Genomic DNA, 23,853 nt, shown 5'->3' with positions numbered 1-23,853 from the left:
CAATAACCATGAATAAGACTTTCTCCACCATCGGCCTGATTGGCAAACCCAACCATGCTGGCGCAAACTTAACCTTAAAAAAATTGGACAGTTTTCTGGATGCTTTGGGTTACACAGTATTGATCGAACAACAAGTTGGTCTAGAAATGAAGGTTGATGCCTCACGAACGGTAGAGCTAGTTGATCTGGGCCGCCAATGTGATTTAGCCATTGTCGTCGGTGGTGATGGAAATATGCTAGGGGCTGCGCGAGTATTGTCTCGCTTCGATGTGGCCGTGATTGGAGTAAACCGGGGCAATTTAGGTTTTTTAACTGATTTAGACCCTGATAATTTTGAAGCCGATCTCGAGCAAGTTCTCAGTGGCCATTATATTCAAGAAAAACGCTTTTTGTTGGAAGTCGAAGTGTATCGCCACGAAAAGCTCAAAAGCACTAACTCAGCGGTCAATGAAGCCGTTTTGCACGCAGATAAAGTCGCACATATGATTGAATTTGAGGCCTTTATCAATGACGATTTCGTATATTCACAAAAATCAGATGGGCTAATTGTTTGCACGCCAACGGGGTCAACGGCCTATTCCCTTTCTGGTGGCGGGCCTATTTTAACCCCTGAACTTAACGCGATGGCCTTAGTCCCGATGTTTCCCCATACATTATCTAGTCGGCCGCTTGTTGTCGATGCAGACAATGAGATTCGCTTAAAACTCAGCCTAAAAAATGATGATAATCTGCAGATTAGCTGCGATAGTCACATCGTGATGGCTGTGATGCCAGGTGATGAAGTTGTGATCAAAAAAGGCGATAAACCACTGCGCTTAATTCACCCTAAAGAGTATTCTTATTACAACGTGTTAAGGCAAAAATTAAAATGGGGCAGCCAATTATATTGATTTATAAATTTGCATAAAAAGAGTGTTTTAATTTTGTTGTAGTTTCAGTATGCTGCAGCTGTTTTCAGTGCCAATTTATTAGGAAAATAATAATAATTATGACTTATGTAGTACTTTTATCTGTAATTTTATTGATCGCGCTTTTCTCAACTTATACAGTGATAGAAAAAAACCGAAAAAAAGCAGAAGCCCTCAAGAAACAATTATTCAATGAGCGGGTCAAAATCGTCACTGATAACTATAAAAAACAACTCAGTTATTTTAGTGAAGCCAAATTACTCAGACCAAAGCACTTACCAGCAATGCAAGCCATTGCGAACAATTTTTTTGTTGTGCAAGCTCATAATGATAATAACCTAATATTAATGGAAGCATGCCTAGATAATCTCTCAAACGTGTTAGCCAGTGAAATGGCTAAAACCCACGTCACAGGTCACAAAGATGAGCTTGCTGAACGGATATTAAACTTCGCGACTGAGCTGCCTTCAGGGCGCGGTTTTAATAAACTATTCTATGAAGAGCAATTACCTGCTCTGGTATTCACTCTGAAAAGCCCTGACATTTTACCTTCAACCGAAGATGAAACGCCCGACCAAGCATCATCAGAAATACACAATGATGATAAAGAAGCTGTTATTTAATCAGATTGAGTCATGCATTATTGGCTTAAAAGCAACATTAAATAATTAAAAAAATATTTGCGCAATTTACAAATACTGTATAAATTAACAGTTAATGAACTGGATGGATAAACAGTATGTTAATTGCGTTAGAAGTTTCAAATTTTGCTATTGTCAGCCAACTCAGCACTGAGTGGTCAGCAGGTATGACTACCATTACAGGTGAAACCGGTGCTGGAAAGTCTATTGCTATCGACGCGCTTTCTTTATGTTTAGGTGAACGCTCAGAAGCTGCAATGGTACGCCCAGGCGCTGATAAAGCAGAAGTCACCGCTCAATTTGATATTCGTCATTTACCCAAAGCTAAAGCATTTTTAGCTCAACATGATTTGCTAAGTGATGATGAATGTATTTTGCGTCGGGTGATTAGCCATACTGGACGCAGCAAAGCCTACATTAATGGCTCAGCAGTCACTGCAAGCCAACTTAAATCCCTCAGTCAATTATTGATTGCTATTCACGGGCAGCATGCCCATCAATTGTTGAGCAAAAATGATCATCAACTCCAACTTCTTGATGAATATGCCGGTCATTTTGACTTACTGCTCGCCACCAAAGACTTGTTTAAACAATATCAAAACCTTAAAAAAGAGCATACGCAATTACTGCAGCTTCAACAGCAACAGCAAGCCCAACAGCAGCTTTTAGAGTATCAGGTCGCTGAATTAGACGATTTTGCTTTGGAGCCAGGTGAATACGAAGATGTCGAATCTCAACATAGTTTATTAAGCCATACTCAAACATTACTTGAGTCAAGTCAGCGTGAACTTCAGCATCTCTATGATGAAGATAACGGCAACGCATACAGTATGGTACAACATAGTGCCAATAAGTTTGCTGAACTTGCTCAAATCGATCCTCAGCTCAGTTCAGTGGCCGACTTATTGTTTGAAGCAGCTGTGCAAATTGAAGATGCATCGGCTCAAATTAGACGTTACCAAGAGAAAACAGAGTGTGACCCAAACACATTAAACGAAGTCGAAGAGCGTATGGCCAAAGCTTTAGAATTAGCGCGAAAACATCATATTCGACCAGAAGAATTGCCAGAGTTTCATACTCAGTTAGTCAATTCGTTGACTAAAATTAGCCATGATTCGAAGCGATTACACCAACTCGATGCTGAGATTGAGCATACAAGAGAAGCATACTATTGCAATGCTAAACAATTAAGTGATAGCCGCAAGACCGCAGCCACAGAGCTAAACACATTAATTTCTAACAGTATGCACACACTGTCAATGGAAAATGGCATTTTTGAAATCGTTCTAAATTTTGAAGCGAATGCGACGCCTAGTGCGCATGGCGCTGATAAAATTGAATTTATGGTTTGCACCAACCCTGGTCAACCCATGCAGCCTTTAGCAAAAGTGGCATCTGGCGGTGAACTTTCACGTATTAGTTTAGCGATTCAGGTTATCATCGCGGCTAAAGTGACAACGCCCACCCTTATTTTTGATGAAGTGGACGTGGGTATTTCTGGCCCGACAGCATCTGCGGTTGGCTTACTGTTACGCCAATTAGGTCAGTCAACACAAGTGATCTGTGTAACCCATTTACCGCAAGTAGCTTGCAGTGGGCACCATCAATTCTTTGTTGCAAAATTCAGCGATGGCAAGCAAACGCATACTCAAATGCGCCACCTTGACCAACAAGGTCGTGTTAATGAAATTGCCCGTTTACTCGGGGGCAATAATATTAGTCAGACCACTCTGTCTAACGCCCAAGAACTACTCGAAGCGTGTGCCTAGTTTGAGTGCGATATCGAACAGTTTTTACCTCATATAAATAAAAAAGGTAAGCAAAGTGCTTACCTTTTTTATTCGTTCATGCTTGTTATTGAACTTCTAGATAGTCCAAAATTCCTTCAGCTGCATTTCGGCCTTCAAAAATAGCTGTAACCACCAAATCTGAACCTCGTACAGCATCACCACCAGCAAAGATTTTCGGGTTGGTCGTTTGATGAGTGTGTCCCGAACCTTGTTCTGGTGCAACAATTCGGCCCCATTGATCGCATTCGACACCAAATGGTTCAAGCCAAGGCATTGAATGTGCTTGAAAGCCAAATGCCATAATCACTGCATCTGCAGCTAATACATGTTCCGAACCACTCACTTCTTCGGCTCGGCGACGCCCTTTAGCATCCGGTTCACCTAATTGTGTTTTAACCATTTGCACACCGGTGACTTGACCTTCAGAATTTAAGATCATCCCTTTAGGTTGTACATTAAACTCAAAACGTACCCCTTCTTCTTTAGCATTTTTTACTTCACGGGCTGAGCCAGGCATGTTTGCTTCATCGCGTCGATATGCACAGACAACATCACTGGCACCTTGTCGAATTGACGTTCTCACGCAATCCATTGCTGTATCACCCCCACCCAATACCACGACACGTTTGTTCGCCATATCTTGATAAGGGTACGCTTCGTTATCAAATCCCATTACTTTATTTGTGTTAGCAATTAAGAAAGGAAGTGCGTCAAACACACCATGCGCCTCTTCATTTTCTAGGCCACCACGCATGTTTTTATACGTACCTACCCCAACAAAAACAGCGTCATATTCTGAAAGTAATTGCTCGAGTTCAATGTCTTTTCCAACTTCAGTATTTAAGCGAAATTCAACACCCATATCAGTAAAAATTTCACGGCGCTTTTCCATGACTGACTTTTCTAGCTTAAATGACGGAATACCAAAAGTAAGCAGACCACCAATCTCTGGGTGACGATCAAAAACTACTGGCTTAACACCGTTTCTCGCCAAAATATCAGCACACCCCAATCCAGCGGGACCTGCGCCAATAATAGCCACTTTTTTATCTGTCCAAACTACGTAAGAAGTGTCAGGTTTCCATCCCATCTCAAAAGCAGTATCCGTAATATACTTTTCAATATTACCTATGGTAACCGCACCGAATTCATCATTGAGTGTGCAAGAGCCTTCACAAAGTCTATCTTGCGGACAAACACGACCGCATACCTCTGGCAACGAATTTGTTCGATGCGATAATTCAGCCGCTTCAATAATTTTGCCGTCTTTAATCAGTTTCAGCCACTGTGGAATATAATTATGAACCGGACATTTCCACTCACAATATGGATTACCACAATCCAAACAGCGGTCAGCTTGAGAGTCAACTTGCTTGGCTGAAAAAGGTTCGTAGATTTCTACAAATTGTTTTTTACGTGTCGATATCGGCTTTTTACGAGGATCTACTCGTTGGACATCGATAAATTGATATACATTCTGTGCCATTCTACTTCTCCTTTACTGAGCCTGCACTCTAAGCTCAGCACTACTGCGAGCACGATGACCAAGTAAACTTTTTACATCACTCGATTTAGGTTTGATCAATCTAAACTGAGTTAAATAGTGTTCAAAATCAGCAAGAATCATTTCTGCTCGGCAGGATTTCGTTGCTTCTAAATGTTCAGCTATCAAGCCTCGAAGGTGTTCATGGTGAATCACTAAGTCATCCATTTCTACCAATTCAACTAATTCTGAGTTGATGCGTTTTTCAAAGTCATTTGCTTCATCTAGCACATAAGCAAATCCACCCGTCATTCCGGCTCCAAAATTAATTCCGGTACGGCCTAAAATACACACCACACCACCAGTCATATATTCACAAGCGTTATCGCCCGCTCCTTCAATGACCGCAATGGTGCCCGAATTCCTAACAGCAAAACGTTCACCCGCCTTACCAGCAGCAAACAGTCGTCCACCTGTTGCACCATAAAGACAAGTATTACCAATTATACTGGCTTCATGACTTGCAAAAGATGAGCCCATTGGTGGTGTGATACTAATTTTACCACCTGCCATGCCTTTCCCTACGTAATCATTCGCATCGCCAACGAGCGCCATTTCAAGACCACCAGCATTCCACACACCAAAAGATTGCCCTGCAGTGCCAGATAACTCTATTCGGATCGGATCCGCAGCCATTCCTTGATTGCCATGACGTTCAGCAATGTATCCAGAAAGCTGAGCGCCAACTGAACGATCTGTGTTATTGATTTTTGCGCGCAAGACTTTGCCCGATTTACTATCAATCGCTTCTTTAGCTTGGGCTAATAGCTGATCATTTAATTGACCTTGATAGTGCGAGGTATTAGGAGCTGAACAATACAAGGTTTCTCCTGACTTATTATTCGGCTGATACAATAAACCTGACAAATCAAGTTTACTTTGCTTAGCCGTATTGCCTTCAATCGCAACCAGTAAGTCAGTTCGGCCAATTAAATCAACCAGACGAGTTACCCCTAAGCTCGCCATAATTTCACGAGCTTCATGGGCAATAAACTTAAAGTAGTTCATCGCCATTTCAGGCAGTCCGTGATAATGATTTTGACGCAACTTCTCATCTTGAGTTGCGACACCAGTAGCACAATTGTTTAAGTGACATATACGTAAGTATTTACACCCGAGCGCAACCATAGGACCGGTGCCAAAACCAAAACTTTCTGCGCCTAAAATGGCGGCTTTAATAATGTCGAGGCCTGTTTTTAAGCCTCCGTCAGTTTGTAAACGGATACGATGACGTAAACCATTTTCAACCAAAGCTTGTTGAGTCTCAACAAGACCGAGCTCCCACGGAGAACCTGCATATTTCACTGAGGTCAGAGGGCTTGCACCCGTTCCGCCGTCATAACCCGCTATAGTAATTAAATCGGCATACGCTTTTGCCACACCAGTAGCGATCGTCCCCACACCGGGTTCAGAAACGAGCTTAACCGAAATCATCGCATTTGGATTAACTTGCTTTAAATCAAAAATCAGCTGAGCTAAATCTTCGATTGAATAAATATCATGGTGCGGTGGTGGTGAAATTAAGGTCACACCCGGAACAGAGTAACGTAACTTTGCAATATAAGGTGTGACCTTTTCACCAGGCAGCTGACCACCTTCGCCCGGTTTTGCCCCCTGAGCGACTTTAATTTGTATGACATCTGCGTTAACTAGATAATGAGGTGTAACCCCAAAGCGACCTGATGCCACTTGCTTTATACGTGAGTTTTTCTCGGTTCCGTAACGCAGAACATCTTCACCACCTTCACCCGAATTTGAGCACCCGCCCAAACGGTTCATCGCAATCGCTAATGCTTCGTGGGCTTCAGGAGATAATGCACCAATACTCATCGCTGCTGAGTCAAAGCGTTTAAATAGCGCTTCAGCAGGTTCGACTTCATCAAGTGCAATGCCTGCATCACCGATTTGTAGTTTCAGTAAATCCCGTAAGTTAGTGATCGGTCGGTTATTAACTAAATCAGCGTATCTTAAGTAATCGTTATATTCACCAGAGCGAACAGCGACTTGTAATGTTTGAATAACATCAGGGTTGTACGCATGGTATTCGCCATCATGGACATACTTCAATAACCCACCATGATCTAGGGGTTTACGTTTGATCCATGCCTTACGTGATAGATTGACCAGATCTTGGTGGAAATCTGTAAAGTCAGCACCTTTAATTCGGTTAACGACTCCTTTGAAACATAGCTCAACGACTTCATCAGCTAAACCGACAGCCTCAAACAACATTGAGCAGCGATAGCTCGCTACCGTGCTAATCCCCATCTTCGACATGATTTTGTACAGGCCTTTATTAATAGCATTTCGATAGGACACAGTAACGTCACTGTGCGATTTCTTAATGCTGCCTTTATCACACATCTGTGTCAGAGTTTCGTAAGCTAAGTAAGGATAAATAGCCGTTGCGCCAAAGCCAATTAATACAGCAAATTGATGAGGATCACGACAACTCGCTGTTTCAACGATTATATTAGTGTCACAACGTAAATTATTGACGACCAATCGTTGTTGAACTGCTCCCAGAGCCATCGCAGCCGGAATAGGAAGCTGAGCTGGAGTTAAACCTTTGTCTGATAAAACTAATAAAACAACACCATCGGCAGCGGCACGTTCTGCTTGGTCACAAATGCGATCCAGCGCCGCTTTTAACCCTTCTGCAATATCATAATTAAGCGAGATAATCTGCGACGAATAGTGCTCTTGATCAGCTTGTAATAACTGCACCATATCTGAATACATTAAGATAGGTGAAGAGAACTGTAAGCGCTTAGCATGACCCGTCGTCTCATTGAAAACATTTTGCTCGCGGCCAATACACGTCGCTAATGACATAACGTGATTTTCGCGTAATGGGTCAATGGGCGGGTTCGTTACCTGCGCAAATTTTTGTCTGAAATAATCATAAATTGGACGCTCTTTCGAGGAAAGTACAGCAAAAGGCGTATCATCACCCATTGAACCCGTTGCTTCTTGTCCAATTGCCCCCATCACTCGTATAACTTGATCCAGCTCTTCGTTACTATAAGCAAACTGCTTATGATAAACAGCAAGCATCGCGTCATCTAACTCTCTTTGGCCTGGTAAGTCCGTTGCTAACTCTTCAAACGGTGTCAAACGCTGAACATTTTCTTCAAGCCAAGATTTATAAGGGTGACGTTTCTTAAGGTCGTTATCAATTTCATTTGAATGCCAAATTTTACCGTGCAATGTATCTATCACGAGCAACTCGCCAGGGCCTACACGCCCTTTTTCTCTGACCTCGTCAGGGGCGTAATCCCAAATCCCAACCTCAGATGCCAAAGTCATGAGACCATCTTTCGTGACTACATATCGTGCAGGACGAAGACCGTTTCGATCCAAATTACATGCTGCAAAACGGCCATCCGACATTACAATACCCGCTGGGCCATCCCAAGGTTCCATGTGCATAGAATTAAAGTCATAAAAAGCACGTAAGTCTTGATCCATTGCTTTATTTTTTTGCCATGCAGGCGGTACCAGCATTCGCATGGCACGAAAAATATCCATCCCACCCGCCAAAAATAGTTCAAGCATATTATCTAAACTAGAACTATCTGAACCTGTTTCGTTAACAAACGGCGCTGCAGTTTGTAAATCAGGCAATAAAGGTGAAGAGAATTTATAAGCCCGGGCTCGAGCCCATTGACGATTTCCTTCAATGGTATTGATTTCACCATTATGTGCTAAATAGCGGAAAGGCTGCGCCAATGGCCAGCGCGGCTGAGTATTAGTAGAAAAACGCTGATGGAAGACACAAATAGCCGACTCCAAACGCATATCAGCTAAATCGAGATAAAAATTCGGTAAATCTGCCGGCATAACCAGTCCTTTATAGACGGTAACCAAACCAGATAAACTACAAATATAAAAATAATCGTCATCAGCAACGCGCTGCTCAATCCGGCGACGTGCAATATATAAACGACGCTCTAAATCTTTAGGACGCCAACCTTCTGGTGCAGATACAAAAATTTGTTGAAACTGGGGCAACTGCTCAATTGCAATCGGGCCTAATGATGCAGGATCGGTTGGCACATCACGCCATCCAACAATAGTGAGCGTTTCTTTTTCGAGCTCTTGATTAATAATCTGACGGGTCTTTTTAGCAATATCTGGATCAGGGTTTAAAAATATCATCCCTACTGCGTAGTTTTTACCTAAATGCCAACTGTGTTCTTGAGCAATGCTGCGAAAGAAGTTATCTGGTTTTTGTAATAATAAACCACAGCCATCGCCGGTTTTACCATCAGCGGCAATTCCACCACGATGCTGCATACGGTCTAACCCAGTAATAGCCGTACGCACTAATTTGTGGCTGGCAACACCATTAATATGGGCAATTAAACCAAAACCACAATTGTCTTTTTCTAGTTTTGAGTCATATAACATGAATGAACTCCTCTCCCTTGCTACTGCGCCAGAGTTAAAGTGCAGATTAACCGTTAGTGGAAATAAGAACTCTAGCTGAGCATAGAAGCTACCCATAAAAAAGCAGAGAGTCAACAAATAATGAATACATATTCAATAATGTGAATATATTTCACGTTAGCGCACCAATCATAAATCTTAACAATCACGGTTAAAAATTAGATTTTAGACACAATTAAACACAATGACACCGGTGACAATTTGCAAAGTTGTAAATAAAAGCCATTCTCAAACAACGTTTACGTAAACGTAAACGCCACACTAAAGTGAATATTTATTCATCCAAAGTTCACCGCAAGCCTTACTTTACTTAGCGCGAACTCAATAGAATCAAGCTTTCAGCTTACTGACCAGTTACACAGGTGCATAAATACGCATTTGTTACTACATTTTCTCGAAATTAGCTGTGATGAGTATACGAATAAAAATACGTCATGATAGTTGATTGCTAGATGCTGGTAACGGTTAGATCACCTAGAATTACTGAAGAAGATGACCATTAGATGACATCTTTATAATAAAAATTGTGGGTATGAAGGAATGTTCAACGGAAAAGAGTGAGAAGAAAAAAGGAGAGCCGCATTTACAGCGCTTCTCCGCAATACAAAAAAGCGAGCTAAGCTCTAATGCCAGTCAGTTAAGCTGACTGGCATTTTTCTTTTTATTAGGATACTTCGATGGCTTCGGTTTTATGCACCGTGGGTATCGCCTATCTTCCCTCCTTGCGGGCAATCTGAATAGGGCGAGAGTTTTAAGTAAATGTTCCCAATGCATGGGAATATTCCCAGGGCTCATAATTGATATTGAGGAGAAGTATTGGATTACTGCCATAGAGCAGCTCGAAAAACTCAGCTGGTTAGGCCATAACCCTTGAGGCGTTGCAGCCATCGTCATCAGCCGTCGAATTAAATTGTACGCTAAAAGTACGCCCCATATTTCTTGTCTAACCATGTCAGGGCGTTTACTTCTCAAGTGGTATGAACTATCTAGCATCGTTTGTTTTATTTCTCGATAACCAAGTTCGATTTCCCATCTATGGCAATATAAATCTACGATTTCATTATTTGGGAAACGCAACCTATCTGTCATAGAGGTTAATATTCGATAGGTCTTACCCTTGATAGTTTTACTCACTAGTCTCGCTTCAATAACCTCTGGCACATCCGAGAAATTCTTTTGGGCATGCTTAGTGGTTTGAAGCGAAATAAGTTGGTCGTTTTTACCAACAGTTGAGATAACCTCATATTGTAAATCTGACCGTGCGGGAATCAACCAGTGTCTTTCTTCACCAGCCTGGTGCCATCGGTTTAACAGGCCAAGCGAATAATACCCCTTATCGAACATCGTTACTGAGTGGTTTGGCGTTCTATCGATTAGGCGCTCTGCAAGCTTCATTTCATTGGTTTTATAATTATCAAATTCACTCGTAATAAGCTGATGGCTGGTAAGTTCCATATGACAAACCATTCGAATTTGTGGAAAGCCCGTGTCACCATATTGATTGTTGGCTGATGAAAAAGCCTCTCGGTTTTCTGGTGAGTCATGTGTTCGCCAAACAACGCCATCAACAGCCAATAAATTCAAGCCACACCACGTTTCAAACTCTTCCTCATGGTACATAGCTTTGGCAGCTTTATTAAATACTTGTTTAACCGATTCTTCACCTAACCGCTGACGCGCCTGAACCATCGCGCTAGGTGCAACTAACTGATTTTTTCCTGGTAGCATAATGTCTAATTTAGTTGCTATATTCCAGACAGATTCTTTACGAAACAATGCCATACCAATGACTGACCACAGCACAGCTTCTAATGGCAACCGACGCTTTCTAAGTGTAGCTATGCCTGCTTGTTGGAAGCCTTGCTCGATTATTTCTGGCGATAGTATTTCATTTAGTTTTTCAAATGTATGGTAGCGAGTGCTTTCTTCAAAAGTTGTATGCAGAGCTTGTTCTATATTCACAAAAAAATCCGTAATCAGTTACCTGATTACGGATTTTGCATGATCATTTTGATCGGTCAACCGATCTGTTACTTAACTGATCGGCATTAAGCTAAGCTCGCTTTTTAATTATTCTGCATTTTGCTCATCGCTTGCTTCTTTATTACGAGCCGCTGCCTCAGCGATTAATGGCTGTAGTTCACCTCGCTGAAACATTTCAATAATTATATCGCAACCACCAATTAGCTCACCTTCAATCCATAGCTGTGGGAAAGTAGGCCAATTAGCATAATGGGGTAATTCTGCGCGAATATCTGGATTTAATAAAATATCTACATAAGCAAATGGTTCGCCACATGACATCAAAGCTTGTGCAGCTTGAGATGAAAAACCACAGTTTGGTAACTTAGGCGAACCTTTCATGTAAAGTAAAATTGAATTTTCTGATATCTGCTGTTTAATCTTGTCTATGGTTTCCATGGTCAACCTCAAAATGCACCACTTTTGGCACAAACACCTCGTCTATTCGAATCTGTTTATAACCAAAACGTTGTAAAAATAATTGAATAAAATAGTACGCTTTCAATAATCTGATAAGCTTGGCATTGCTGTTTGGCAAAACTTGAGTAAAATACTCGGGATTATAGTAACACTATAATCCCATTTAACAAAAGTCGATGGAGATATAAAAATGGCATTTGAACTACCGTCTTTACCGTATGCAATAGATGCATTAGCACCACATATTTCACAAGAAACGCTAGAGTTTCACCACGGTAAACACCACAATACCTATGTAGTTAAACTAAATGGTTTAATTGCAGGTACTGATTTCGAAAACAAAACTTTAGAAGAGATTGTATGTTCATCTGAAGGTGGCGTCTTTAACAATGCAGCGCAAATTTGGAACCACACTTTCTACTGGCACAGCCTTTCACCAAATGGTGGCGGTGAACCAACGGGCGCAATTGCTGACGCAATCAACGCAAAATGGGGCTCTTTTGCTGCTTTCCAAGAAGCATTCAATGACAAAGCAGTGAATAACTTTGGTTCAAGCTGGACTTGGTTAGTTCAACTTGCTGATGGCTCTTTAGATATCGTTAACACTTCTAATGCAGCAACACCATTAACAGAAGCTGGCGTAACACCACTCATCACTGTTGATTTATGGGAACATGCCTATTACATTGATTATCGTAATGTTCGTCCAAATTACTTAAATGGTTTTTGGGCGCTTGTTAACTGGGAATTTGCGAACGCAAACCTAGCTTAATCTGTCATTATTGACTAAGGCGCTACGGCGCCTTTTTTATTTTTATCTTCATATAGTTTACTTCTATTCTCAACTTCTGCTGCCAAAAACACCCCGTCCAGCAATACACCTTTAGGTGTAGGATTGCTTTTAATTTAACTACCCCAACCTTTATTTATCTAATTGCAATAATCGTTTTTTTTTCTTTAAAAATCGTTGCTTTAAACAAGCATATTCCATAATTGAGGCTAAGCTTAACAATATACCTCACACCGTTTAATTGGGGTTAGGTATGCATTTTCTCGGTCCATTGGAGGTCATTATGACAATATTCGATCATTACCAAGCACGATATGAAGCAGCCAAAGAAGAAGAATATACCATTGCTGAATTTTTAGAAATTTGTCGCAATGATAAAACCGCATATGCAAGTTCAGCAGAGAGGCTCTTAGCTGCAATTGGCGAACCTGAATTAATCGATACAGCTAAAGATCCGCAATTAAGTCGAATCTTTAGCAACCGCGTTGTTAGCCGCTACCCTGCTTTTAATGAATTTTATGGCATGGAAGAAGCTATTGAACAAATCGTGGCCTACCTTAAACATGCAGCGCAAGGGCTCGAAGAACGAAAACAAGTTTTATATTTATTAGGCCCAGTTGGCGGTGGTAAATCTTCATTAGCTGAAAAGCTAAAATATTTAATGCAAAAAATGCCCATTTATTGCGTTAAAGGTTCACCTGTTAATGACCATCCTCTGGCGTTATTTGACCCTATTGAAGATGGCGAGTTGCTTGAAAAAGAGTACGGTATCGATCAACGTTATATCAAAACGATTATGTCTCCTTGGGCTTCAAAGCGACTTCATGAATACAACGGCGATATTACCCAATTTAAAGTGGTCAAACGCTACCCTTCAATCCTTGACCAAATTGCTATCGCTAAAACAGAACCTGGTGACGAAAACAACCAAGATATCAGTGCCCTTGTTGGTAAAGTTGATATTAGAAAGCTTGAACACTTTGCACAAAATGATCCCGACGCCTATGCCTACTCTGGCGCTTTATGTAATGCCAATCAAGGATTAATGGAATTTGTGGAAATGTTCAAAGCCCCCATTAAAGTCCTCCATCCATTACTCACAGCTACGCAAGAAGGAAACTATAACGGCACTGAAGGCCTTTCAGCATTGCCTTTTGATGGGATTATTTTGGCTCACTCAAATGAATCTGAATGGCAAACATTTAGAAATAACAAAAACAATGAAGCTTTTTTAGATCGAGTTTACATTGTAAAAGTGCCCTATTGCCTACGCGTATCTGAAGAAATAAAAATTTACGATAAACTATTAGAAAACTCGCAATTAAGCCATTCACCTTGTGCACCTGGCACATTAGAAACTCTAGCCCAATTTTCTGTCTTATCGCGAATGAAAGAACCTGAAAACTCAAGCATCTATTCAAAAATGCGCGTTTATGACGGTGAAAGTTTAAAAGACACTGATCCAAAAGCTAAATCTTATCAAGAGTACAAAGATTATGGAGGAGTTGATGAAGGCATGAATGGCTTATCTACTCGATTTGCGTTCAAAATCCTCTCTCGAGTGTTCAATTTCGATCATTCAGAGGTAGCCGCTAATCCTGTGCATTTGTTTTATGTTCTTGAGCAACAAATTGAACGAGAACAATTTTCTCAAGATGTACAAGATAAGTATCTAGAGCACCTCAAAGGGTATTTAATCCCGAAGTACGTAGAGTTTATTGGCAAAGAGATTCAAACCGCATACCTCGAGTCTTATTCTGAATACGGTCAGAATATTTTTGATCGGTATGTCACCTATGCTGACTTTTGGATTCAAGATCAAGAATACCGTGATCCTGATACTGGTCAGTTATTCGACCGTGCAGCACTCAATGCTGAATTAGAAAAAATCGAAAAACCAGCCGGTATTTCTAACCCAAAAGATTTCCGAAACGAAATCGTCAACTTCGTACTACGTGCTAAGGCGCATAATAACGGAAATAATCCAACCTGGACGAGTTATGAAAAACTCAGAACAGTCATCGAGAAAAAAATGTTCTCGAATACTGAGGATTTGCTCCCCGTCATTTCATTCAATACAAAAACATCCACTGACGATCAGCAGAAACATGAAGATTTCGTTAACCGGATGGTTGAAAAAGGATACACCCAAAAACAAGTTAGGTTACTGTCCGAATGGTATTTACGTGTTCGTAAATCGCAATAATTTCCTGTATCAGCGGAGGTAGTCTATGGCTCATTTTATTGACCGCCGCTTAAATGGTAAGAAGAAAAGTACGGTGAATAGACAAAAGTTTATTCGCCGTTACAAACAGCAAATTAAAGAAGCTGTCTCTGATGCCATTAGTAAGCGAAGTGTAACCGATATCGATTCAGGAGAAAGCGTCTCTATTCCTCATAAAGACATCGGCGAACCTATGTTTCATCAAGGAAAAGGAGGTAAACGTAATACTGTTCACCCTGGCAATGATCAGTTTTCGACAGGTGATAAAATTAAACGCCCTCAATCTGGGCAAGGTGGTGGTGCTGGCGAAGGCGAAGCGAGCGATAAAGGAGAAGGATCCGATGATTTTGTTTTTTCAATTTCTAAAGATGAATATCTCGATTTATTGTTCGAAGATTTAGAATTGCCGAACTTGCAACAAACTCAACTTGATCGCTTAGTACAAATGAAAACTCACCGAGCTGGATTTTGCCATGATGGTGTCGCGTCCAATATAGACATAGTTCGCTCTTTACAAGGTTCATTAGCTCGAAGGGTTGCAATGAACGCAGGTAAAAAACGTCGATTAGCCGAGGCTGAAATAGAGCTTGCCCAATTGAAAAGCGATCAAAAGTCAGATCCTACACTCATCGCACAATTGAGTGATGAAATAGAAACGCTTAAAAATAAAATTGCAGCCACACCTTTTATTGATACGTTTGATTTACGCTTTCGAAACTACGAGAAACGCCCAGAACCCACCAGTAAAGCGGTGATGTTTTGTCTGATGGATGTATCAGGCTCAATGGACCAAGCAACGAAAGAAATGGCTAAGCGCTTTTATATTTTACTCTATATGTTTTTAACTCGAAGTTATAAAGACATTGAAGTGGTATATATTCGGCATCATACCCAAGCAAAAGAAGTCGACGAGCAAGAGTTTTTTTATTCTCAAGAAACTGGCGGAACTATCGTATCTAGTGCGCTAAAGCTGATGGATGAAATTATTAAACAACGTTATGACAGCTCTCAATGGAATATTTATGCAGCACAAGCCTCCGATGGTGATAATTGGGCTGATGATTCCCCTAACTGTACTGAGCTTCTAATGAAAAAGCTCCTTCCAGTTGTACGGTATTACGCCTATATAGAAATAACAACTCGGGCTCATCAAAGCTTATGGCGAGAGTATGAAAAAATTGCCAAGGTGCATGGGAACTTTGCACTGCAGCACATTCGCTCAGTCGAAGATATCTATCCAATTTTTAGAGAGCTATTCCAAAAAAATAAGCTGCAAAATAAAACAGTCGCATAACAAATCTGCGAGGTAAGGATATGACAACAAAAAGATTGCCAGATGGCCCTGATTGGACATTTGAATTACTCGAGCAATATCACACAGAAATTGCACGCGTTGCAAAACACTACAAATTAGACACCTACCCAAACCAAATAGAGGTAATTGCAGCTGAGCAAATGATGGATGCCTATTCAAGTGTTGGGATGCCGATTGGTTATAACCATTGGTCCTTCGGTAAAAAATTTATACAAACAGAACAAAATTATAAACGTGGTCAAATGGGACTGGCTTATGAAATTGTTATTAACTCTGACCCATGTATTGCTTATTTAATGGAAGAAAATACCATGACCATGCAAGCACTTGTAATGGCGCATGCATGTTATGGGCATAACTCTTTCTTCAAAAACAATTATCTTTTCAAAACATGGACAGATGCCAGTTCTATAATTGATTATTTAGTTTTTGCTAAAAACTATGTTGCTAAGTGCGAACAAAAATATGGTATTGATCAAGTCGAAAGTTTATTAGACTCTTGCCATGCATTAATGAACTATGGTGTTGATCGGTACAAACGCCCCCATGAAATATCATTATTTGAAGAACAAAGACGCCAAGAAGAGCGAGCCGATTACTTACAATCTCAAGTTAATGAATTATGGCGAACCATTCCCCTTCAACAGCAAGAAGCTAAGCAAAAAAAAGTTCGCTTTCCTGAGGAACCCCAAGAAAACATTTTGTATTTTATTGAAAAGCGCGCGCCATTACTTGAACCATGGCAACGTGAAATAATCCGTATAGTAAGAAAGGTATCGCAGTATTTTTATCCGCAAAAACAAACACAAGTCATGAATGAAGGCTGGGCGACATTTTGGCATTACACTATTTTAAATCATCTCTATGATGAGGGAAAAGTCGGTGATGCTTTTATGCTCGAAGTGCTCCAAAGCCATACAGGTGTAGTCTATCAACCCCCTTATAACAGCCCTTATTATTCTGGCATAAACCCCTATGCATTAGGTTTTAATATGATGGTCGACATAAAGCGAATTTGTGAAGAACCAACAGACGAAGATAAATATTGGTTTCCTGATATTGCTGGCAAAGATTGGTTAGAGACTTTACATTTTGCCATGCAAAATTTTAAAGATGAAAGCTTTATTAGCCAGTTCTTATCACCAAAATTGATGCGTGATTTCAAGTTATTTTCGATTTTGGATGATGAAATGCAAAATCACTTAGAAGTCAGTGCAATCCATAATGAACAAGGATATCGAGCTATTAGGCAAGCTCTTTCGGAGCAATATAACCTCAGCAATTTAGAGCCTAATATTCAAGTATACAACGTAGATATAAAAGGTGACCGCTCACTAACATTACGCTTTGTACCTAACAAAAATGTACCGTTAGCTGATTCTAAAGATGAAGTAATCAAGCACCTTCATCGACTATGGGGGTTTCAGGTAAAGTTAGAACAAGTATCAGACTCGGGAGACATTGATATGATTGCGTGCTGTCCAAAACAGGAGTTGAAAAAAGTAAATGAGTTGAGTACTTAGCTATTTTAATGTGAAATAGATAAGCGAGGTTGAACTCGCTTATCTATTTCAGGTTATCTCTATGAGACCTCATCTAAAACCGTAACACGATTGCGGCCATTTTCTTTAGAAAAATATAAAGCCTTATCTGCATCAGCAATCCATAATTCGTGCTTGGTATAACTCGGTTTATAAGCCGCTAAGCCAAGGCTAATGGTGAGTTTAATCTCATTCTCATCAAATAAAATTGTTGATTCTGACATGATTTTTCTGACTCGTTCGGCAAATATTTTTCCGCCTTCTATATCAGTATCGACTAAAGTAACCGCAAACTCTTCGCCACCAAAACGGCCTATTACATCGGATTCGCGAAGTGTTTTCTTAAGTACATCTGCGATGTGACGAAGCGCAACATCACCGCCACTATGCCCAAATTTATCATTTATGCGTTTAAAATGGTCGACATCCAGCATTAACAAGCAACTACAACCTGCACTGCGCTGCATACGTTTGAATTCTTTTTTTAAGTTTTCTTCCCAAAATCCGCGATTATATAAACCTGTTAAACGATCCGTTCTACTCAAGCTTTCCAGCTTAGCATTAGCATCTTCCAGTTCTTTTTTATTAATTGCTTCATCTGTGACATCGTAAATAATGATACAAATATGAGAAACTTCGCCCCGTACATTACTCAATGGAATAAACGTCGAGTTTTGATACATATGATCCGCTTTGCCTGTAATCGGACGATAGTTTTTAAATTTAAAAATATAGGGCTGTTGCTCCCAAATAGTGAAGGAGCGATTTTTCAAAACAAACACTGATTCAGCTTTACTACGGAACCATTTTTCATCGATACTTGGGTAAATATCACAGACATTTTTATCTTTTACTGCACTAGGTAATAAACCAGAATGGTTTTCCATAAATCCATTCCACACACACACACGATAGTCTCTGTCCAATACCACAAGACCAACATCTATAGTGTTAAACATATCCATCATCCAATGGATTTCATTCATCTCAAAATCAGCAGCAGGCATAGGCTTAATCTTCTAGTAAATACTGAACTTTATACTTCAGCGTTTTTAATGAGTCTTCAGTAAATAACAACATTAAATCACAGTTGATATCATGATTTTCAATTCCATAACTAATCTCAATAGCCAGTGTTCTTTGCCATCTAGATTTATTAGTGCGAACTAAATCATGAACGTCACAGTGCTGTCCCATTACCACAGGGTGTCCTTGGCTAAATGGCATATCAAGTTGTCGAGATAACCCCGTTAATACAGCTCCGATAAGGATATTGCTGATATCCATCAACAGTTCTAATTCATTTTTACTATTGAGCTCTCCTTCAAAATTCATTAAAGAAGCCACTTCTTTAAAACTCGAGTCATTTAAAAGCAACAATGCTTCGCCTGACACTCCTCCTCCAATAAAACCCTGGCAGACACCCGAGGTACTTGCGTTACTATCAATCGATTGTAACGCCATATCCAGTTCACTGACTTCAAGTACGTTAACATTAGGAATAGGTAATTTGACAAACACATTCAGTAAACGAGCTAGTAGGTCTCCTGCTTGACCCATCGCAACATTAGTTAACTCTTGGTAAATATCTCGAATATCAGGATCGAGTTGCTCACCCAATGAGTTGGCTAAGCGCTCGCGTATTGCGCGGTCTTTAATACCGTGCTTTTCGATGATTTCTGCTAATTTATTAACATCACAAGGTTTTTTTATGAAATCAATCGCACCTAGCTCTATTACTCGTTGGTGCGCAGTTGGCTGTATATCCCCAGATACGACGACGGTCAATACATTTAAGTCTTGCTCTTGGATAGCTTGCAAAACCTCATAGCCATCCATTTGTGGCATGTTTAAATCTAAGAAAAGAATTTCAGGATTAATTTTACGAATTTGCTCAATACACTGCAGGCCGTTTTCGGCATATTCTATTTGGATATCCCAATCCTCTGGTAAAGAGCGTGCAAGTTGACGACGAGCGAGTCGAGAATCATCACATATAAGAATCGGGGTAGCCATAAACAATCTCTTTATATTTTATAATTACTAGTTTAGAGCAGAACTTAATGAAATTCACACATTCTTCACTTCAAGGTTAAAACATAGCAAACTTTGTAAGCGCTTTGCCACTAAAACTAATATTCAGAGCTATTTATTCTCATTTTTCATCGATTATTTATAGAAGTAGGGTTTTTCTTTACAAATATTTGATTCCATAAGATGCTAATAAAATATTCATTTTTTGGAGCAAAACCATGTTACGTATCGCCCTTTTTTCTCTTTCTTGTTGTATCACTTCTGCGGCTTTTGCCTCTTCATCGCCTATTAATCAGCTCGATGCCGGTCATGTTATTGCCGGAGAGAAACCCGTGGTATTGCTTGGTAACGGCGTTAAGCAAGGTGATACAGCACCTAACTTTAAAGTCGTTGATGATAAGTTTATGCCTATTGAGCTATCTCAATTTAAAAATAAACCAGTGTTGATTAGTGTTGTGCCAAGTTTAGATACAGGGATTTGTAGTTTACAAACGAAACATTTTAATGAAACCGTTGCGGCACAATACCCTGATGTAGAAATGTTAACGATAAGTGCGGACTTACCTTTTGCTCAAAAACGTTTTTGTAAGGCCGAAAATATAGATAAAGTGACCACGTTATCAGATTCTGTTTGGCACGACTTTGGGGAGAAATACGGGCTAATTATACAAGATATGGGATTACTCAGCCGCGCAGTTTTTATACTCAATAAAGAGCATAAAATAATCTATAAGCAGTTAGTGCCTGTTTTATCGAAAGAGCCTGAATATACTAGTGTGGAAGCAGCCCTTAAAACTCTATAAATCGACATAAAAAGACCCCCAGTAATTGGAATGTCCAACTATTGGGGGTCACTTCAAATTCTGAGAGCTTTTTTGTACTTTAGCACTTAACCTAACAACGCACCTAATTGCGCGCTCACAGCTTCAACAGCTTGTGTACCGTCTAATTTATGGTATTGAGTATTGCCAGCTTGTGCTTCTGCTTGATAATAATCAACTAATGGCTTAGTTTGCTCATGGTAAATCCCTAGACGCTTACGCACTGTTTCTTCCACATCATCAGCACGAATAATTAACTCTTCACCAGTAACGTCATCTTTACCTTCTTCTTTTGGTGGATTATAAACCACATGGTAAACACGCCCAGAGCCAGGATGAACACGACGACCACCCATGCGCTCAACAATCACTTCATCAGCAACGTCAAACTCTAAGACATAATCCACGACTACACCATTTTCTTTCATTGCATCAGCTTGTGGAATCGTACGAGGGAAACCATCAAGTAAAAAACCTTTTTCGCAATCAGCTTTAGTTATACGCTCTTTAACTAAACCAATAATGATATCGTCAGAGATCAATTGACCTGCATCCATCACTTTTTTTGCTTCTAAGCCAAGCGGCGTGCCTTCTTTAATTGCAGCACGTAACATATCACCCGTAGAAATCTGTGGAATAGAAAACTTCTCCATCAGAAATTGAGCTTGTGTACCTTTACCCGCACCTGGCGCGCCTAAAAGAATAATGCGCATATCACTGTCCTCATGTGTCATGATTATTTAAGAGTGGGAATTCTTCCACAAGCGCTGTGGATACTCAATAGCCTATAGCCAAAAGTTTTAGACTATTGAGAAGTTAAATAAACAAAGCAGGTATTTAACAACATTTATATCTGATTTTCGCCCAATTGCATCATGTAAACTGATTAAATAAACTTTCACTATTGTTCTTTAAGCTAGTGGGTGACGCATTAACAGAACTTAACAAACAACTGATTTTTAAAATACATAATTCTGGTATAGTTTTTTTTGCAAATTACGCTTAATACAAAAAAATAAAATGAGAACTTTATGATGATAACGAGTCAATATGATTACTTAATTGTCGGTGCCGGTTTATTTGGTGCCGTGTTCGCACGTGAAGCGACGGATAAAGGAAAGAAAGTACTAGTGATTGATAAACGTTCGCATACTGGCGGTAACATTTTCTGTGAAAATATCGAAGGCATCAATGTGCATAAGTATGGTGCGCATATTTTCCATACCAGTAATCAAGAAGTATGGGACTATGTGAACCAATTTGTCTCGTTCAATCATTATGTCAACTCACCCGTCGCGCGATTTGAGGACAAGCTTTACAATTTGCCATTCAATATGAACACCTTTTATCAGTTATGGGGAGTCACCACCCCGCAGCAAGCCAAAGAGCGAATCGCTAAAGAACGTGCTCCTTATGCAGACTTAAACCCTAAAAACTTAGAAGAACAAGCGTTGTTCTTAGGGGGTCGTGATCTGTATGAAAAACTCATTAAAGGTTACACGGAAAAGCAATGGGGCCGTCCTGCGACCGAAATTCCGGCGTTTATAATTCAACGATTACCGTTTAGATTTACATTCGATAACAACTATTTTAATGATTTATATCAGGGGATCCCGATTGGTGGGTACAACAGGCTAACCGATGCTTTGCTTGATGGTATTGAAGTAAAAACTGGCGTAAATTATTTTGACAACACACACACCTATAATCAACTAGCCGATAAAGTCCTGTATACTGGAAAAATTGATGAGTTCTTCGATTGTCAATTTGGCGCGTTAGAATACCGAAGTTTGCACTTCGACACACAGGTCCTTGATGAAGAAAACTACCAAGGAAATGCGGTTGTTAACTATACCGAAAAAGACGTGCCTTTTACCCGTATTCTGGAGCACAAACATTTCGAATTTGGTACACACAATAAAACAGTGATCACCAAAGAATACCCACATGAGTTTAGTCAAGATAACGAGCCCTATTACCCCATCAATGATGAAACCAACAACCAACTCTTGGCTCGTTATCAAGCTCTCGCAAAAACGGCTCCTTACGCGGATAAATTTCTCTTTGGTGGGCGCCTAGCAAATTATAAATATTATGATATGGATGACACCATTGAAGCCGCATTAGCTCTCACAGCACAGGAACTAAAATAATACGATGAATAAAGTCTATATTGCACGCAATTACCGTTCTAAATTTGATGCTGCTGGCAAAGCAAAAATGGACTGCGAAACCATTTTGCAAAACAATGGTTGGAAGAATATCGGTTTTAAACAAACATGGATTTCCAATTCAATCTTAGGTACTTTAATCAGCGCGCTCAGTGTTACTTGGGGAATAATCCGCCTCAAAAAAAGCAGTACACTTTGTTTACAATACCCCTTTCATAAATTCTATGGTTACTGTCTTTGGGGTGCAAAATTAAAGCAATGTAAAGTACTGACCGTTGTACATGATGTGCGCAGCCTCAAAGGTAAGTACGGTTTCTCGGAAAAAGAAATCGCGATCCTCAATCAATCGGATAAATTAATTGTCCACAATGATAAAATGCGAGCATGGTTTGACCAGCAAAACATCCAAGCGCAGATCGCTAATATCGAAGCATTTGATTATTTACATACCGATCAGCCAGATGCTAAACGGACGCCTATCGATTTTAAACAAATCAGAGTGGTATTTGCTGGTAACATGGGTCCCTTCATTTATGAGCTTGATCATTTAGAACGCGGGAATTTTAAATTCGATCTTTATGGTGTTGGCTTCGATGTAAATAAAGTGCACGATAGCAAAAATACGCGCTTAGACTACAAAGGGTGTTTTCCTGCGGATAAAGTCATTGACTTCATTGATGGGGATTTTGGCTTGGTGTGGTACGGAAATTCTCTCGATTCTTGTGATGGTGAGACAGGTCAATATTTGCAATTCAATAACCCTCATAAGCTCTCTTTATATTTACTTTGTGAAATGCCTATTATTATTTGGGATAAAGCCGCAATGGCTGATTTTGTCGAAGCTGCCGGGATTGGTATCAAAATAAGCTCACTCAACGAGATTCAATCACGCTTAAGTGAATTAGCGCCTGAACAAATAATGCTAATGAAAGCCAATGTACTGAAAGTCAAAGCCGACTTACAAACGGGTCAATATTTAACGCGGGCGCTCACAGCACTCGGTTGCTAAAGCGATTTTTAAATACTCTTATTTAGACACGTTACCCCATCAATCGATGGGGTTTATTTTTAGATAACAACCACCACATTGAATAGTTTAGTCAATTTAATTATTCCGAAATTCCCCCCGACCTACCTCCTTATTTTAGTCGTTTTTAATTTTACATCACCACACTAAAACG

At 40.1% G+C, this 23,853-nt stretch carries 17 protein-coding genes; 10 read left to right on the top strand and 7 right to left on the bottom strand.

Features of this window, described 5'->3' with window-relative positions; translation table 11 throughout:
• Positions 1-8: 8 nt before the first annotated feature.
• From nadK to recN, 3 genes are all read left to right on the top strand, one after another.
• Positions 9-890: an NAD(+) kinase gene (nadK, locus tag AC3KVK_RS06080; protein ID WP_490313729.1), complete on the top strand. Its 882-nt coding sequence runs from the start codon at positions 9-11 to the stop codon at positions 888-890.
• A 98-nt stretch (positions 891-988) separates the two neighbouring features.
• Entirely contained in the window at positions 989-1,531 is a 543-nt protein-coding gene (locus AC3KVK_RS06075; protein WP_490313730.1) for a hypothetical protein, read from the top strand.
• A gap of 116 nt (positions 1,532-1,647) precedes the next feature.
• Complete coding sequence (gene recN, locus AC3KVK_RS06070) at positions 1,648-3,318, top strand: DNA repair protein RecN (RefSeq protein WP_490313731.1); 1,671 nt, start codon at positions 1,648-1,650, stop codon at positions 3,316-3,318.
• Positions 3,319-3,403: 85 nt separating this feature from the next.
• Here recN and AC3KVK_RS06065 read toward each other — a convergent pair whose 3' ends face one another.
• From AC3KVK_RS06065 to AC3KVK_RS06050, 4 genes are all read right to left on the bottom strand, one after another.
• A complete protein-coding gene (locus AC3KVK_RS06065) occupies positions 3,404-4,825 on the bottom strand; it encodes a glutamate synthase small subunit GltD family protein (protein ID WP_490313732.1) in 1,422 nt (473 codons plus the stop codon).
• Positions 4,826-4,837: 12 nt separating this feature from the next.
• On the bottom strand, positions 4,838-9,295 hold the full coding sequence (gltB, locus tag AC3KVK_RS06060) for a glutamate synthase large subunit (RefSeq protein ID WP_490313733.1): 4,458 nt from the start codon (positions 9,293-9,295) through the stop codon (positions 4,838-4,840).
• A 672-nt stretch (positions 9,296-9,967) separates the two neighbouring features.
• Positions 9,968-11,296 carry an IS4 family transposase gene (locus AC3KVK_RS06055; protein WP_518526929.1) on the bottom strand — a complete coding sequence of 443 codons (1,329 nt, stop codon included), beginning with the start codon at positions 11,294-11,296 and terminating at the stop codon, positions 9,968-9,970.
• 108 nt (positions 11,297-11,404) lie between these two features.
• On the bottom strand, positions 11,405-11,755 hold the full coding sequence (locus tag AC3KVK_RS06050) for a Grx4 family monothiol glutaredoxin (protein WP_490313648.1): 351 nt from the start codon (positions 11,753-11,755) through the stop codon (positions 11,405-11,407).
• A 211-nt stretch (positions 11,756-11,966) separates the two neighbouring features.
• Here AC3KVK_RS06050 and AC3KVK_RS06045 point away from each other — a divergent pair, with 211 nt between their 5' ends.
• From AC3KVK_RS06045 to AC3KVK_RS06030, 4 genes are all read left to right on the top strand, one after another.
• Positions 11,967-12,548, top strand: a complete 582-nt coding sequence (locus AC3KVK_RS06045) for a Fe-Mn family superoxide dismutase (protein ID WP_490313649.1) — start codon at positions 11,967-11,969, stop codon at positions 12,546-12,548.
• Positions 12,549-12,849: 301 nt separating this feature from the next.
• The gene (locus AC3KVK_RS06040; RefSeq protein WP_490313650.1) at positions 12,850-14,772 is read left to right on the top strand and encodes a PrkA family serine protein kinase; all 1,923 of its coding nucleotides are present in this window, start codon (positions 12,850-12,852) and stop codon (positions 14,770-14,772) included.
• 25 nt (positions 14,773-14,797) lie between these two features.
• Entirely contained in the window at positions 14,798-16,084 is a 1,287-nt protein-coding gene (locus AC3KVK_RS06035) for a YeaH/YhbH family protein (RefSeq protein WP_490313651.1), read from the top strand.
• Between the two features lie 20 nt (positions 16,085-16,104).
• Positions 16,105-17,628, top strand: coding sequence for a SpoVR family protein (locus AC3KVK_RS06030; protein WP_490313652.1), 1,524 nt, complete (start codon positions 16,105-16,107; stop codon positions 17,626-17,628).
• Between the two features lie 59 nt (positions 17,629-17,687).
• Here the strand turns inward: AC3KVK_RS06030 and AC3KVK_RS06025 are convergent, their stop codons facing one another.
• Positions 17,688-18,653: a sensor domain-containing diguanylate cyclase gene (locus AC3KVK_RS06025; protein WP_490313653.1), complete on the bottom strand. Its 966-nt coding sequence runs from the start codon at positions 18,651-18,653 to the stop codon at positions 17,688-17,690.
• 4 nt (positions 18,654-18,657) lie between these two features.
• Positions 18,658-19,662, bottom strand: coding sequence for a response regulator (locus AC3KVK_RS06020; RefSeq protein WP_490313654.1), 1,005 nt, complete (start codon positions 19,660-19,662; stop codon positions 18,658-18,660).
• Positions 19,663-19,898: 236 nt separating this feature from the next.
• Here AC3KVK_RS06020 and tpx point away from each other — a divergent pair, with 236 nt between their 5' ends.
• Entirely contained in the window at positions 19,899-20,483 is a 585-nt protein-coding gene (gene tpx, locus AC3KVK_RS06015) for a thiol peroxidase (RefSeq protein WP_490313655.1), read from the top strand.
• Positions 20,484-20,569: 86 nt separating this feature from the next.
• Here the strand turns inward: tpx and adk are convergent, their stop codons facing one another.
• Complete coding sequence (gene adk, locus AC3KVK_RS06010; RefSeq protein ID WP_490313656.1) at positions 20,570-21,214, bottom strand: adenylate kinase; 645 nt, start codon at positions 21,212-21,214, stop codon at positions 20,570-20,572.
• Positions 21,215-21,532: 318 nt separating this feature from the next.
• On the opposite strand from adk, the gene glf reads away from it, so the two are divergent.
• Positions 21,533-22,654 (top strand): UDP-galactopyranose mutase, encoded by a 1,122-nt coding sequence (gene glf / locus AC3KVK_RS06005; protein WP_490313657.1) that lies wholly within the window; start codon positions 21,533-21,535, stop codon positions 22,652-22,654.
• Between the two features lie 4 nt (positions 22,655-22,658).
• Entirely contained in the window at positions 22,659-23,681 is a 1,023-nt protein-coding gene (locus AC3KVK_RS06000) for a glycosyltransferase (RefSeq protein WP_490313658.1), read from the top strand.
• Positions 23,682-23,853 lie beyond the last annotated feature (172 nt).

Source organism: Pseudoalteromonas sp. J2K-J979 (assembly GCF_058169715.2).
Note: the sequence above shows the minus strand (reverse complement) of the source record. Positions and strands in the feature narration are given on the sequence as shown.

Coding starts and splice junctions, on each gene's coding strand:
- gltB (WP_490313733.1), bottom strand. CDS start 9,295: ATGTTATATGACTCAAAACTAGAAAAAGACAATTGTGGTTTTGGTTTA.
- AC3KVK_RS06025 (WP_490313653.1), bottom strand. CDS start 18,653: ATGCCTGCTGCTGATTTTGAGATGAATGAAATCCATTGGATGATGGAT.
- recN (WP_490313731.1), top strand. CDS start 1,648: ATGTTAATTGCGTTAGAAGTTTCAAATTTTGCTATTGTCAGCCAACTC.
- AC3KVK_RS06050 (WP_490313648.1), bottom strand. CDS start 11,755: ATGGAAACCATAGACAAGATTAAACAGCAGATATCAGAAAATTCAATT.
- AC3KVK_RS06040 (WP_490313650.1), top strand. CDS start 12,850: ATGACAATATTCGATCATTACCAAGCACGATATGAAGCAGCCAAAGAA.
- nadK (WP_490313729.1), top strand. CDS start 9: ATGAATAAGACTTTCTCCACCATCGGCCTGATTGGCAAACCCAACCAT.
- glf (WP_490313657.1), top strand. CDS start 21,533: ATGATGATAACGAGTCAATATGATTACTTAATTGTCGGTGCCGGTTTA.
- AC3KVK_RS06045 (WP_490313649.1), top strand. CDS start 11,967: ATGGCATTTGAACTACCGTCTTTACCGTATGCAATAGATGCATTAGCA.
- AC3KVK_RS06035 (WP_490313651.1), top strand. CDS start 14,798: ATGGCTCATTTTATTGACCGCCGCTTAAATGGTAAGAAGAAAAGTACG.
- AC3KVK_RS06075 (WP_490313730.1), top strand. CDS start 989: ATGACTTATGTAGTACTTTTATCTGTAATTTTATTGATCGCGCTTTTC.
- AC3KVK_RS06020 (WP_490313654.1), bottom strand. CDS start 19,662: ATGGCTACCCCGATTCTTATATGTGATGATTCTCGACTCGCTCGTCGT.
- AC3KVK_RS06030 (WP_490313652.1), top strand. CDS start 16,105: ATGACAACAAAAAGATTGCCAGATGGCCCTGATTGGACATTTGAATTA.
- adk (WP_490313656.1), bottom strand. CDS start 21,214: ATGCGCATTATTCTTTTAGGCGCGCCAGGTGCGGGTAAAGGTACACAA.
- AC3KVK_RS06000 (WP_490313658.1), top strand. CDS start 22,659: ATGAATAAAGTCTATATTGCACGCAATTACCGTTCTAAATTTGATGCT.
- tpx (WP_490313655.1), top strand. CDS start 19,899: ATGTTACGTATCGCCCTTTTTTCTCTTTCTTGTTGTATCACTTCTGCG.
- AC3KVK_RS06065 (WP_490313732.1), bottom strand. CDS start 4,825: ATGGCACAGAATGTATATCAATTTATCGATGTCCAACGAGTAGATCCT.